General features: G+C 60.7%; 11 protein-coding genes. 5 read left to right on the top strand and 6 right to left on the bottom strand.

The window, feature by feature from the left end:
- Positions 1-60: 60 nt before the first annotated feature.
- The 4 genes from ABJ076_RS14800 to ruvX form a co-directional block, all read right to left on the bottom strand.
- The gene (locus ABJ076_RS14800) at positions 61-1,284 is read right to left on the bottom strand and encodes a hypothetical protein (RefSeq protein WP_348184661.1); all 1,224 of its coding nucleotides are present in this window, start codon (positions 1,282-1,284) and stop codon (positions 61-63) included.
- 457 nt (positions 1,285-1,741) lie between these two features.
- Positions 1,742-2,194, bottom strand: a complete 453-nt coding sequence (locus tag ABJ076_RS14805) for a transglutaminase domain-containing protein (protein WP_348184663.1) — start codon at positions 2,192-2,194, stop codon at positions 1,742-1,744.
- Positions 2,191-3,168: a glycosyltransferase family 9 protein gene (locus ABJ076_RS14810; protein ID WP_348184665.1), complete on the bottom strand. Its 978-nt coding sequence runs from the start codon at positions 3,166-3,168 to the stop codon at positions 2,191-2,193. Before ABJ076_RS14810 ends, ABJ076_RS14805 begins: the two co-directional genes overlap by 4 nt.
- 49 nt (positions 3,169-3,217) lie before the next feature.
- Positions 3,218-3,679 (bottom strand): Holliday junction resolvase RuvX, encoded by a 462-nt coding sequence (gene ruvX, locus ABJ076_RS14815; protein ID WP_348184667.1) that lies wholly within the window; start codon positions 3,677-3,679, stop codon positions 3,218-3,220.
- Positions 3,680-3,771: 92 nt separating this feature from the next.
- Here ruvX and gatC point away from each other — a divergent pair, with 92 nt between their 5' ends.
- From gatC to ABJ076_RS14835, 4 genes are all read left to right on the top strand, one after another.
- Positions 3,772-4,059: an Asp-tRNA(Asn)/Glu-tRNA(Gln) amidotransferase subunit GatC gene (gene gatC / locus ABJ076_RS14820; RefSeq protein WP_348184669.1), complete on the top strand. Its 288-nt coding sequence runs from the start codon at positions 3,772-3,774 to the stop codon at positions 4,057-4,059.
- Positions 4,059-5,543 (top strand): Asp-tRNA(Asn)/Glu-tRNA(Gln) amidotransferase subunit GatA, encoded by a 1,485-nt coding sequence (gene gatA, locus ABJ076_RS14825; RefSeq protein ID WP_348184670.1) that lies wholly within the window; start codon positions 4,059-4,061, stop codon positions 5,541-5,543. The genes gatC and gatA overlap by 1 nt, the downstream gene beginning before the upstream one ends.
- A gap of 1 nt (position 5,544) precedes the next feature.
- On the top strand, positions 5,545-7,011 hold the full coding sequence (gatB, locus tag ABJ076_RS14830; RefSeq protein WP_348184672.1) for an Asp-tRNA(Asn)/Glu-tRNA(Gln) amidotransferase subunit GatB: 1,467 nt from the start codon (positions 5,545-5,547) through the stop codon (positions 7,009-7,011).
- A 162-nt stretch (positions 7,012-7,173) separates the two neighbouring features.
- On the top strand, positions 7,174-7,644 hold the full coding sequence (locus tag ABJ076_RS14835; protein ID WP_348184674.1) for a heme-binding protein: 471 nt from the start codon (positions 7,174-7,176) through the stop codon (positions 7,642-7,644).
- A gap of 66 nt (positions 7,645-7,710) precedes the next feature.
- Here ABJ076_RS14835 and ABJ076_RS14840 read toward each other — a convergent pair whose 3' ends face one another.
- Positions 7,711-8,610: a LysR family transcriptional regulator gene (locus ABJ076_RS14840; RefSeq protein WP_348184676.1), complete on the bottom strand. Its 900-nt coding sequence runs from the start codon at positions 8,608-8,610 to the stop codon at positions 7,711-7,713.
- Positions 8,611-9,027: 417 nt separating this feature from the next.
- On the opposite strand from ABJ076_RS14840, the gene ABJ076_RS14845 reads away from it, so the two are divergent.
- On the top strand, positions 9,028-10,173 hold the full coding sequence (locus ABJ076_RS14845) for an aminotransferase class I/II-fold pyridoxal phosphate-dependent enzyme (RefSeq protein WP_348184678.1): 1,146 nt from the start codon (positions 9,028-9,030) through the stop codon (positions 10,171-10,173).
- Positions 10,174-10,218: 45 nt separating this feature from the next.
- On the opposite strand, the gene ABJ076_RS14850 is transcribed toward ABJ076_RS14845, so the two are convergent.
- Positions 10,219-12,579: a xanthine dehydrogenase family protein molybdopterin-binding subunit gene (locus ABJ076_RS14850; RefSeq protein WP_348184680.1), complete on the bottom strand. Its 2,361-nt coding sequence runs from the start codon at positions 12,577-12,579 to the stop codon at positions 10,219-10,221.
- Positions 12,580-12,633: the final 54 nt, after the last annotated feature.

Genomic DNA, 12,633 nt, shown 5'->3' on the forward strand with positions numbered 1-12,633 from the left:
CTCCTCAAGCAGGTAAGTCGGCCCCCAGTTGTCGTCAGCGTCCGGCAGGTCTCGCGCGCCTCAGCTCTCGGCGTCGGTTGCCCCTTCCTGCTCGGCGATGACCAGGAACTCGCTATCCTCCAGCGGGCGGTGCCTCGACGCGCCGGCGCGCTGGCTTCTTGTGAGGATGCGGCCGACCTGTTCGGGTGTTGCCGTCAGGCCGTATTCCGCCAGTTTCTGGACGATTGCGCCGGAGTCGCTCCATTTGCCGATGACGAGCTCCGCGGTCCGGCCGACGACTTCCGGCTCGAACGGGAAGGCGAAGCGGCGGGCGTTTTCGTTGGTGAATTCGGTGATGGCGCGCCATTGCTCGTACCGGAACGCGCCCTTGCCGACGACCGGCTTGTAATAGTCGATCGGCAGGCCGCTGATGCTCTCGACGAGCTGGCAAACCTCCGGCAGCCGGTCGAGCTGCAGGCCCGTTTCGGCGCCGTAGATCATTTTGAGCGCGGCGGCGACGGACTCCATGGATGCGTTTCCGGCGCGATAGCCGATCCCGTTGATCGAGACCTGCAGCACATCGGCGCCGCCCTCATAGCCGCCGAGCACGTTGGCGACGGCGAGGCCGAAATCGTTGTGGCAATGGACCTCGACTTTCAGGCCCGTGTGCTCCTTCAGGTGGCTGACCAGAAAGCGGATCGCGGCGGGGCGGGCGATGCCCTGGCTGTCGACAACGGTAACGTAATTGGCACCTTCCGCCTCCGCCGCCTTGGCGGCGCGCGTGATGTGGTCGAGGTCGGCGCGGGTGGTCTCCGGCATGAACAGGTTCACGACACAGCCCGCCGCGCGGGCCGCCCGGACTTCCTCGATCATCTTTGCGAACTGCGCCTCGCGGCTGGTCTTGAAGACGTGGCGCTGCATCTCGTCGCCGATATGGTACCAGACCATGACATGCCGCACGCCGAGCTCGAGCGCTTTCTCGACCCGTCCCGGCTGCCAGGTGACCCAGAAATCCATGCCGAGATCCCGGCGCATGATTTCGCGAATGACTTCCTGCCAGCCCGGCACCGTCAGGAAAATCTCGGTGCGCTTGATTCCGAGGCGGGCCAGAGCCTCGGCAATCCTCACCTTGTCCGCCGTCGTGAAGGCGAGATCGGCGGATTCCTCGCCGTCGCGGAGTGTCAGGTCGTGCAGTTCGACCGGGCGGGGCGGTACGGCGATCGCCGGATCGAAATTATGCCTGCTGGTGGCCCAGCGCGGGCCGTTCCAGGGTTCGCTTCCGGTGTTCTCTCGCGTGTTCGACATGGACATTCCTCCCTTTTACCCTCAGGTCTTCCTAGCCTGTTTAGGGTGTCCGGGCCGCATAGACGATCCTGACCGAAATCGGGAAGAGCATGCGCCCGGAACGCCTTGAAGGTTCGGGGTTGTAACCGGAGAAGTCCATTAAATTTGAAGACGGATGGTGGGCGGACGAAGACGCGCGCCGTAGGCGTTAAAAAGAGTGGGCTGGATGTTCATCAGCATCAGCGATCCTCGCCAAACACTCCTCAACACTCTCTTGCATCGGTCATCCCGGACTTGATCCGGGACCTTTCTGTGTCAGGCACCGACTTATGATGAAGGAGATCCCGGATCAAGTCTGGGATAACGACGAGGGGGCCGGGATGACGATGATGGGCGCCGGATGACGACGATGCGGGCGCGATGACGACGAGGTGTGTGCTGGCGATGATAGGATACGGCGCGGCCTGCCGATTAAGAGTCAGCTGTTTTTGCTCCATTCGGAGAGGGCGGCGTTAACGAGGCGGTGCCGTTGTTGCTTGGCGACGTCGAAAGCCGTGTCTTCGCTGCCTTTGCGGTACCGGGCCGCGTTTTCCTGCTCGATATTGACCGGCGGGCACCCGAACTGGTCCGCGCTGACGTCCACGATCCAGCCGCCACATACGACCCAGGCATGGCCGTGCCAGCGGCCGTCGTTGAAAAAGCCTTCGTCCTGCGCCGGATCATTGCCCTGTTCGACGCGGGCGTCGAACCCGTATTCCTGGAGCACTGTGGCGAGGAAAAGGCTGCTGGTCTGGCAGGTGCCGATTGAAAGAGGATCGGGAAGAGGGCGGCCGCGCAATTTGTGCCACGCGGGCCAGATGCCTTCGAGAAACCGGCGGACGTCAACGGCGATGCGTTCCAGCTCGACCTTGGACGGCGCAACTATGCTCACCTGGGCGCGCTTCCGTCCGCTTCGGCTTTGTACAACCCACGGGCCTCAAGCTCCCCGATTTTGGCGAGGACGTGATCGACTTCTATGCCGTCCATCAGGGTCGAGACCGCAGCGTTGTCGCTGTGCAGGCGGTCCATCAGGGTTTCGGCGCTGTCCGGGGTGCGGACAACGAAGCCATTTTCGCCCCAGGGCCGGTAATGCTGGTCCTTGGTCGGCCCGAACAGGCCGATGGTCGGAATGCCGGAAGCGGCCGCGAGATGCATCATGGCGGAGTCGTTGGCGACCATTAGCCTGCATTTTCTCAGCAGCTCGTAGGTCGAGAGGATATCCAGCCCGAAGGCGTCGATCACTCTTCCTCCATCCTGTTTCTCTAGCAGCGTCGCGCCGGCCTCCCGCTCGTCGGGACCGCCGACGAGCACGATCTTGGCACCCGGCAAGAAGGCTTTCATCTGCCGGATGCGGTCCGCAAGCTCTGCGAAGCGGTCCGCGGGCCAGGTCTTGCCGGCCCAATTGGCGCCGACGGCGAGGGCGATCGGGTTCTTCGCTCCCGCGAGCAGCTTTTCCGCCGTCTCCCGATGTTCCGGCGCGGTCCAGATCTTCGGGTCCAGTGACGGCAAGCCGAACATCGAGGCGTTCAGCTCCACTCGGTGCCGTCCGGTCCGGTCCTTCGGGACGCTGTAGCGCTTTCCGGCTAGCAACAGCCACGGCATGGCCGAGCGGCGCAGATCGACGACGACGCGCCACTTCCGGGGCGCCATGGCCCGCCAGAGCTTCCACCAGTGGCCATGATTGGGCTGCTTTTTGATGATGTGCAGTGCTTCCAGGTTAGGCACTTCACCGAACACCTTCGATGCCGGGCCGCCGCAGGCGATGGTGATGCCGTCTTCGGGATATTGTTCATGCAGCCAGGCGAGAATACCGGTCGAGATAATCGCGTCGCCGATCCGTGTGGAGGTAATGAATAATATCGACATCGGGTCTCTCTGGATTTGGTCTTGTCTCGGTATTCGCGGGCAGGCCTGTTCAGTCCGGCATCGAATCCAGCGCGGCCTGCAGGATGTAAGCGGCGGCGAGCTGGTCAACCCGGGCCGCGCGTTTCTTCCGTGTCATGTCCGCGTCGATCATCGCTCGCTCGACGGCCATGGTGCTCATGCGTTCATCAAAGAAGGCAACCGGAAGGTCGATTCGCAAGATAAGCTCCCTCGCGAAATCGCGGGTCGACTGGCAGCGCGGACCCTCGGTGCCGTCCATGTTCAGGGGCAGGCCGATCAGGAAGGCACCGACATTCTTTTCCTCGCAGATGCGGGCCAGATGCTCCGCGTCTTTGGTGAACTTCTTGCGCTGGATTGTCTCGATTGGAGAGGCGACGCGCAGGAACGGGTCGGAGACGGCAATGCCTATGGTCTTGGAGCCGAGGTCCAGCCCCAGAATCCGGGTCAGCTTGCCCATCTTTGCGGGCAGGTCGGCAGGGTTGCAGAATGTCATGTGCCAGTGATACCTTCGCCACCGTTTTGCGGCTCTGTGCTTGATGTATGGGGCTGCCGCGAAATTCCGAATATTACGGAGAGCCTTATCCGATGTCGCTTGACAAAGCCACTGTCGCGAAAATCGCGCATCTCGCGCGTATCAAGACCGATGACGCACAACTGGATGCAATGGTCGGTGATCTGAACACCATTCTCGGCTTCGTCGAGCAATTGAGCGAAGTGAATACGGACAATGTCGAGCCGTTGGCGAGCGTCACAGGCCACGGCCTGCCGTTGCGCGCCGATGCGGTGTCCGACGGCGCCTATCCCGAACGTGTTCTGGCGAACGCGCCGGACCGGGCGCATGGCTATTACGCTGTTCCGAAGGTGGTCGAATAATGAGCGATCTTATCTCTCTCAGTCTTACAGAGGCGCGCGATGCGCTGAAGACGAAAAAGACATCCTCCGCCGAGCTGACCGACGCCTATATCGGCGCCATGGAAGCGGGCAAGAGCCTGAACGCGTTCATCACCGAGACGCCGGACAAGGCTCGAGAGATGGCCAAGGCCTCCGACGAGAAGCTTGCCAAGGGTGAAGGCGGGACCATGGAAGGTCTGCCGGTCGGGATCAAGGATCTGTTCTGCACCAAAGGCGTGCTGACCACGGCGGCCTCGCACATCCTCGACGGCTTCAAGCCGGAATATGAGTCGACGGTGAGCCAGAACCTCTGGAACGCTGGCGCGGTGATGCTCGGCAAGCTCAATCTCGATGAATTCGCCATGGGCTCCTCGAACGAGACCAGCCATTACGGTGCGGTCGAGAACCCGTGGCGCCGGTCCGGCGGCGATAACGCGAAGCTGGTACCCGGCGGCTCCTCCGGCGGCTCCGCCGCTGCCGTCTCCGGCCGTCTCGCCATTGCCGCGACGGGCACTGATACCGGCGGCTCGATCCGTCAGCCTGCCAGCCTGTGCGGCATTGTCGGCATCAAGCCGACTTACGGCCGTTGCTCGCGATGGGGTGTCGTGGCCTTTGCCTCCTCGCTCGACCAGGCCGGCCCGTTGACCCGGACCGTCTCCGACGCAGCCCTGATGCTGGGCGCCATGGCCGGGCACGATCCGAAGGACTCCACATCCGCTGACATTGCGGTGCCGAATTTCGAAGCAGCGCTGACCGGTGACGTTCGCGGCATGAAGATCGGCATTCCGAAGGAATACCGGGTCGACGGCATGCCGGATGAAATCGATGCGCTCTGGAAAAAAGGCGCGGATATGCTCCGGGACGCGGGGGCGGAGATCGTCGATATCAGCCTGCCACACACCAAATACGCGCTGCCGACCTACTACATCATCGCGCCGGCAGAAGCCTCGTCCAATCTGGCCCGCTATGACGGTGTCCGCTATGGCCTCCGGGTCGATGGCGACAGCCTTATCGAGATGTACGAGAACACCCGCGCCGAAGGTTTCGGCGACGAGGTGAAGCGCCGTATCTTGATCGGCACCTATGTGCTGTCGGCGGGTTATTACGATGCCTACTATCTGAAGGCGCAGAAAGTGCGGGCGCTGATCCAGAAAGACTTCAATGACGCCTACAGTCAGGTCGACGCGATCCTAACCCCGACGGCGCCGTCCGCAGCATTTGCCGTGGGCGAGAATCAGGACGACCCGATCAAGATGTATCTGAATGACGTCTTCACCGTGCCGGCCAGCCTTGCCGGTCTGCCGGGCATTTCGGTTCCCGTTGGGCTCTCCGGGGAAGGTCTGCCGCTGGGGCTTCAGATACTCGGCAAGGCGTTCGACGAGGAAACCGTCCTCAAGGTTGGCCATGTACTGGAACAGGCGGCAGGCTTCGATGCCCTGCCGGGCTTCCTGACGGGAGTGAAGTGAGATGACGGCGGAAAAATCAAACCTGATCACGGGCAACACGGGTGACTGGGAAATTGTCATCGGTCTTGAGGTGCACGCTCAGGTAACCTCCAACTCTAAACTGTTCTCCGGATCGGCGACGACTTTCGGGTCCGAGCCGAACAGCCAGGTGTCGCTGGTCGACAGCGCCATGCCGGGCATGCTGCCTGTGATCAACGAGGAATGCGTCCGGCAGGCCGTGCGCACCGGCCTTGGGCTGAATGCCGCGATCAATCGCTTCAGCGTGTTCGACCGGAAGAACTATTTCTACGCGGACCTGCCGCAGGGTTACCAGATCAGCCAGTTCAAACAGCCGATCGTGGGCGAGGGCGAGATCACCGTCGATCTGCCGGGTCCGCGCAGCAAAACCATCGGGATCGAGCGGTTGCATCTGGAGCAGGATGCCGGCAAGTCGATCCATGACCAGAGCCCGACCAAGAGCTATATCGACCTGAACCGCTCCGGTGTGGCGCTTATGGAAATCGTCTCCCGTCCGGACATGCGGTCTGGGGAAGAGGCGGCGGCCTATGTGAAGAAGCTACGGTCCATTCTGCGTTATCTGGGCACATGCGACGGAAACATGCAGGAAGGCTCGATGCGCGCCGACGTGAACGTCTCCGTGCGCAAGCCTGGAGACGAGCTGGGTACCCGCTGCGAGATCAAGAACGTTAACTCGATCCGCTTCATGCAGCAGGCCATCGAATACGAGGCGCGCCGTCAGATCGAGATCATCGAGGATGGCGGCAGTATCGATCAGGAAACCCGCCTGTTCGACGCCAACAAGGGCGAGACCCGTTCCATGCGGTCGAAGGAAGAAGCGCACGATTACCGTTACTTCCCGGACCCCGACCTGCTGCCGCTGAGTTTCAGCGAGGAGTTTGTCGCTGCGGAGAAGGCTAAATTGCCGGAGCTGCCGGACGCCAAGAAGGCACGCTTCATGAGCGATTGGGGGCTCAGCCCTTATGACGCCGCGATCCTGGTGGAAGAGCAGGAGACGGCGGCCTTCTACGAGAAGGTGGCAAACGGGCGCGACCCGAAGCTGGCCGCGAACTGGATGATCACCGAGCTGTTCGGCAATCTCAACAAAGCGGGCAAGGATCTTTCTGACTCGCCGGTTGACGAGGCGAAGCTTGGCGGACTGATCGATCTGATCGCCGACGATACGATCTCTGGCCGCATCGCCAAGGACGTCTTCGCCGAGATGTTCGAGAGCGGCAAGGATGCTGCCACGATTGTCGAGGAGAAGGGACTTAAACAGGTCACCGACACGGGCGCGATCGAAGAATTGATCGACAGCGTTATGGCATCCCAGGAAGAGAAGGTTGCGGAGTATCGCTCCGGCAAGGACAAGCTGTTCGGCTTCTTCGTCGGTCAGGTGATGAAACAAAGCCAGGGCAAGGCCAACCCGGCCATGGTCAACGAGCTACTGAAGAAGAAGCTCGCCGGGTGATCCTGATATCAGGCTGAATGAAAAGGCGGTCGGAGCTCCCGACCGCCTTTTTTGTTTCCGCGATGCGGATGTCGGCTTCGTATCGTGGCGGTGCAGGGCGATGTTATAAGCACCGCAGCATTTAGCACTTTTTGTGATGATCCTGATTTAGGGGGACTAATTATGGCTGGGAACTTCCCGCTCCACGTCGCACTACCGTTGGCCAAGGCGGAAATTATCGCCGATGAGGCCCTTAGCGTCGCAACCGCTGAAAAGATGCTGCCAATGACCGTTGTTGTGCTCGATGCCGGCGGTCAGGTGGTGTGTCTGAAGCGTCAGGACGGCTCCGGCATTGGCCGTGTCGAGATCGCGACGGCGAAAGCCTGGGGTGGCCTCGGTTTCGGTGAATCGTCCCGCAATCTTGGTGGCCGCCTGAAAGAACGTCTTGGCTTCCAGGTCGCGGCTGCCAGCGCGTTTGACGGTCAGTTCGCGGCCGTTCCGGGTGGTTCGCTCATCCTCGAAAATGGTGCGGTGATTGGCGCCGTCGGCGTCAGCGGCGATCTATCCGAGAAAGACGAGTTCTGTGCCTGCAAGGGTATCCAGAAAGCCGGCTATACGAGCGAGCCGACCGAGCTGGACGAGAGCTGGCGCTAATCTAAAGCCCTTTAAACTTTCACAATATCCGTCATCCCGTTTTCAACGGGATGACGGTCTAAAGCATTACAGCCAGTACGGCGTCGGGTTGTAGAGATCGACCAGGAAGTCGACGAACGCCCGGACCTTTGGTGACAGGTGGCGTCCGCTCGGATAGACGGCGTAGATCGGCACGTCCTCGCGGACATAGTCTTCCAGCAGGGTTACCAGCTTGCCGCTTTTGACATGCTCGCCAGCCATAAAGGCCGCCAGCATGGCGAGGCCGCCGCCTGACAGCACGGTTTGCAGAACCGAGTCGCCGTTATTCATGGCCAACGTTCCCTTGGCGCGCAGGATCTTCTGCTGGTTGTCGACCATGAAGTGCCAGTCGTTGATCGGGTTGCCCGGCGCGTAGGTGATCAGAGAGTGGTCGTTCAACTGGTCCGGCGTTTCAGGCTGGCCCCATTTCTTGAGATAGTCTGGGCTGGCAACGATCATGCGATGGTTCACTGCCAGTTTGCGTGCAATTAGGCTGGAATCCTTAAGCTGAGCGATCCTGATGGCGAGATCGATCCCCTCATCGACGAGATCCACCACGCGATCGTTCACCAGCAACTGCACCTCAACTTCCGGATACCGGTCGAGAAATTCCGGCAGGTGAGGGGCTACATGGCGGTGTGCGAAGGTCGTCGGTGCAGTAACCTTGAGCAGTCCGCGAGGCGCGGAGTGCGCTTGGGAGACAGCGATTTCCGCCTCGTCCACATCGGCCAGGATGCGTTTGCAGCGCTCGTAATAGGCGGAACCGACCTCAGTGAGGCTTACCCGCCGCGTTGTCCGGTTCAGCAGGCGGACGCCGAGCCGGTCCTCAAGTCCAGAGAGCTGCTTGCTCACGACCGAGGGCGAGACATTGAGGGTTCGCGAAGCGCCGGCGAGACTATCATTCTCGACTACGGAGCAAAAAACCTTCATCGCCGTTAAAGTATCCATTTCAGCGCATTTCCCCTGAACGGTACGGAATTATTCATTCGTTATAGGAACTAATACGATGCTTTAAAAGAGAATTATCAGTTTGACTGCCCGTATCATACGTTAAGAATGACAGTGCTCGTCTATCGACCTGTTCAATTGCCCCGCCGGGCGGACAGTACGAACTGCGGCAGTGCCCCTCATCGCCGCGTATCGGAGACCCACTCGATAATTGGTGTCCTTACTGACTCTTTTGGACATCCGGACCGTCTGACCGGCTTTTTATGAGGCTGCAGAGATTTCCGCACGATGGAAATCACTGCAGCCTTATTTGTCACGGGACAATCGGGGCAATTCCCACGCTTCCCGCCCCATGATAGAGGCATAAGCGATCCGCTCATATGTGGTCCATCGTTCCAACTCTTGCCGGAGCCGGTAATGCGCAATAACGACCTGAAGCCCGAGACCCTTTCGGCACAGGCACTCGGCCATGTCGACGAGACGACGGGGGCGGTGACGCCACCGATTCATCTATCGACGACGTTCGAACGGAATGCCGACAACAGCTATCCCAAGGGGTTCGTCTACACGCGCAGCGAGAATCCGACATACGACGTTGCCGAAGATCTGCTGGCACGGCTTGAAAACGGAGCGGGCGGGTTGATTTTCTCCGCAGGGATGTCTGCGGCGGTGGCCCCTTTCATGACCCTGCGTCCGGGCGATCATGTGCTGGCTCCGACAGTGATGTACTGGGCCCTGCGTAGCTGGCTGCTGGACTTCACTGCGCAGTGGAATATCGAGATCGATTTTTTCGATGTGAATAAACCGGAGAGTGCCACGGATCTGGTCCGGCCGGGGAATACAAAGCTGGTGTGGATTGAAACTCCCGCAAACCCGCTTTGGGATTGCCTCGACATTGCCTGGTTCGCACAACTCTCTCACGATTCTGGTGCCCGGCTGTGTGTTGATTCGACTGCGGCAAGTCCGGTTTTGTCGCGGCCGATTGACCATGGCGCTGATCTGGTCATGCATTCGGCGACGAAATATCTGAATGGGCACAGCGACGTGCTCGGGGGTGCCCTGATCGCTGCCAAGGCTGACGAGTGGTGGGACGATATCCGACGGGTCCGCACGGCTCACGGCATGGTTATGGGGCCGTTCGAGGCCTGGCTCCTGTTGCGTGGCATGCGCACGCTGCATCTCCGGGTCCGCAAGGCATCGGAGAACGCCATGACGATTGCGGAGCATTTCCACAATCATCCGAAAGTTGCGTCCGTTCTTTATCCTGGGCTGCCGACCCACGCTACGCACGATGTCGCGGCGAAACAGATGGAAGACGGTTTTGGCGGCATGCTGTCGCTCCGGATTGACGGGGGTGAGAAGGCCGCGATCAAGACGGCGGCGAACCTCGAGCTGATCCACCGGGCAACCTCGCTCGGTGGCGTCGAGAGCCTGGTCGAGCACCGCGCCTCGATCGAGGGCAAGGGCACACCGGTTCCGGCTGACCTGTTGCGCTTCTCAATAGGGATCGAAGATGTCGGCGATCTTATTCAAGACCTTGAGCAGGCGCTTCTGGCGGTCTGAGAAGGCCCAGAGTGAAGCGTTCTAAACTTGGCCAAGGCCGCCTTTTCAGGCGGCCTTGGCTTCCTGGATCGCCGCCCAGACCTTTTCCGGCGTTGCCGGCATATCGATGTGTTTGACGCCAAGAGGCGCGAGCGCATCGACAAGGGCGTTCATGATCGAGGGCAGTGAGCCTGCGCAGCCTGCCTCGCCGCAACCCTTTGCGCCGAGCGGGTTCGTCGTCGCTGGAACGGCATGGGTGGCGAAGGTGAAATTCGGCACGTCGCTGGCGCGGGGCACCGCGTAATCCATATAGCTTCCGGTTTGTAGCTGGCCTTCCGAGTCATAGACGGCGTTTTCCATCAATGCCTGGCCGAGGCCCTGCACAATGCCGCCATGGGCCTGACCCTCGACCATCAGCGGGTTCACCACGGTTCCGAAATCGTTGACCATGTTGTACCGGTCGATCTCGACCACACCGGTATCCGGATCGACTTCCAACTCGCAGACATGACAGCCGTTCGGGAAGGCCGACGGGGCGGCGTCGAAGATGTGCTTGACGCTTAGATCCCGGGGCAGCTCCTCCGGCAGGTCCAGCCCGCCACGAAGTTGTTCCGCCAGTTCGGTGACTGTGACGGTTCGGTCCGTACCCGCAACCTGGAAAGAACCGCCCTCGAAGACGATGTCCTCGACCGCCGTCTCGAACACATGGGCGGCAATCTTTTTGCCCTTGTCGATGACGATGTCACTGGCTTCAAGAATGGCGGCGCCGCTGGCCATGATGGATTTGGAACCGCCCGTACCACCGCCTGCGATCAGCTCGGCGCTGTCGCCCTGAATCAGCCGAATCCGCTCGAATGGGACACCGAGTTTCTGGTGAAGCACCTGGGCGAATGGGGTCCAGTGGCCCTGGCCGTAATCGAGCGTGCCGGTAATTATGGTGACGTCGCCGTTTTCTTCGAAACGGATGCCGCCCATTTCTTCCTGCACCGGCGCGGTGACTTCAAGATAGCAGCCGACGCCACGCCCGCGCAGCTTGCCGCGCTTCTCACTCTCAGCTTTGCGACCGTCGAATCCGTCCCAGTCCGCCGCTTCGACGGCTTTTTGCATGATGGTCGGGAAATCGCCACTGTCGTAATTCATGCCGTTCGCGGCGGCGTAGGGGATTTCGCTCGGCAGGATCTGGTTTCGGCGGCGCAGTTCAATGGCGTCGATACCCATTTCCCGCGCAGCTGTTTCGATCAGCCGTTCCATGTAGTAGTTCGCCTCCGGCCGTCCGGCCCCGCGATAGGCTGTGACCGGTGTCGTGTTGGTGAAGACAGCCTTGGAAGACATTTCGATCAACGGCAACCGATAGACACTGTTGGCATTTTTCAGCGTATTCAGGGTCGGCATCATCGGGGAGACGGCAGTCAGGAACGCACCGACATTGCCGTAGCCGGTGATCCTGAGTGCGGTGAACGTGCCATCCGCATCCAGAGCCAGTTCCGCCGTCATGTCGTGATCCCGGCCATGACAGTCGGAGAGAAAGCTGCCGGAGCGGTCGTCTGTCCATTTCACCGGCCGACCCAGCACCTTCGCGGCGTGCAGAACGCAAATGTATTCGGGGTAGGCACCGGCCTTCATGCCGAAGGAGCCACCGACATTGCCCGTGATGACATGCATCTTTTCCGGCTCGATATTGAACACCTGCTTGGCCAGCGTGTTCATCATGCCGAAGACGCCCTGACAGCCGACATGCAGGGTATATCCGTCGCTTGCTGTGTCGAACGAGGCGACGGCCGAGCGAGGCTCCATCGCGCTTACGACGATCCGGTTGTTACGTATAGGCAGACTGGTGGTATGAGCGGCTTTTGTAAAAGCCGCATCGACCTCAGCCGTGTCGCCATACTGGAAATCGATGGCGGTGTTGCCGGCGACGCTTTCATAAAGCTGTGGTGCGCCATCTCCGGCGGCCGCACGGGCATCCGTGACGGCGGGCAGAGGATCGATGTCGAGCTCTACCAGTTCCGCTGCATCTCGGGCCTGCAGAGATGTTTCCGCGATGACGATGGCCACTGGATCGCCGACATAGAGAACCTTTTCCGTCGCCAGCGCCGGGCGCGGCACGTAGTTGATCGGACTGCCGTCCCGCCCTTTCAAGGGCAAGCCGCATTTCATCGTTCCGAGGCCGGCCGCATCCAGATCGGCCCCGGTCAGGATTGCGAGGACGCCGGGAGCCGCCTTCGCCTCCGCAATGTCGATTCCGTTCAGGGTGCCGTGAGCATATGGACTGCGGACCATTACGCCATAGGCCTGGCCGTCGAGGTTTACATCGTCGGTGTAATTGCCCTCGCCGCGCAGCAGCTTGGGGTCTTCGGAACGGGTCACCGGTTGTCCGATCCCGTATTTCATCATGCCGAGCTGATTGTCTTCGACGACAGAATCCATAATTCTTTCCCTGTAAGGTCAGACGCAGTAAGCCGATCGCGGACGCGACGGAAA

This window comes from Nisaea sp. (assembly GCF_039990255.1).
Taxonomy (GTDB): Bacteria; Pseudomonadota; Alphaproteobacteria; order Thalassobaculales; family Thalassobaculaceae; genus Nisaea.

Bases quoted from the DNA above. Each gene is read 5' to 3' on its own strand.
- ruvX (WP_348184667.1), bottom strand. From the start codon at position 3,679: ATGACATTCTGCAACCCTGCCGACCTGCCCGCAAAGATGGGCAAGCTG.
- ABJ076_RS14845 (WP_348184678.1), top strand. From the start codon at position 9,028: ATGCGCAATAACGACCTGAAGCCCGAGACCCTTTCGGCACAGGCACTC.
- gatA (WP_348184670.1), top strand. From the start codon at position 4,059: ATGAGCGATCTTATCTCTCTCAGTCTTACAGAGGCGCGCGATGCGCTG.
- gatB (WP_348184672.1), top strand. From the start codon at position 5,545: ATGACGGCGGAAAAATCAAACCTGATCACGGGCAACACGGGTGACTGG.
- ABJ076_RS14835 (WP_348184674.1), top strand. From the start codon at position 7,174: ATGGCTGGGAACTTCCCGCTCCACGTCGCACTACCGTTGGCCAAGGCG.
- ABJ076_RS14840 (WP_348184676.1), bottom strand. From the start codon at position 8,610: ATGGATACTTTAACGGCGATGAAGGTTTTTTGCTCCGTAGTCGAGAAT.
- ABJ076_RS14850 (WP_348184680.1), bottom strand. From the start codon at position 12,579: ATGGATTCTGTCGTCGAAGACAATCAGCTCGGCATGATGAAATACGGG.
- ABJ076_RS14800 (WP_348184661.1), bottom strand. From the start codon at position 1,284: ATGTCGAACACGCGAGAGAACACCGGAAGCGAACCCTGGAACGGCCCG.
- gatC (WP_348184669.1), top strand. From the start codon at position 3,772: ATGTCGCTTGACAAAGCCACTGTCGCGAAAATCGCGCATCTCGCGCGT.
- ABJ076_RS14810 (WP_348184665.1), bottom strand. From the start codon at position 3,168: ATGTCGATATTATTCATTACCTCCACACGGATCGGCGACGCGATTATC.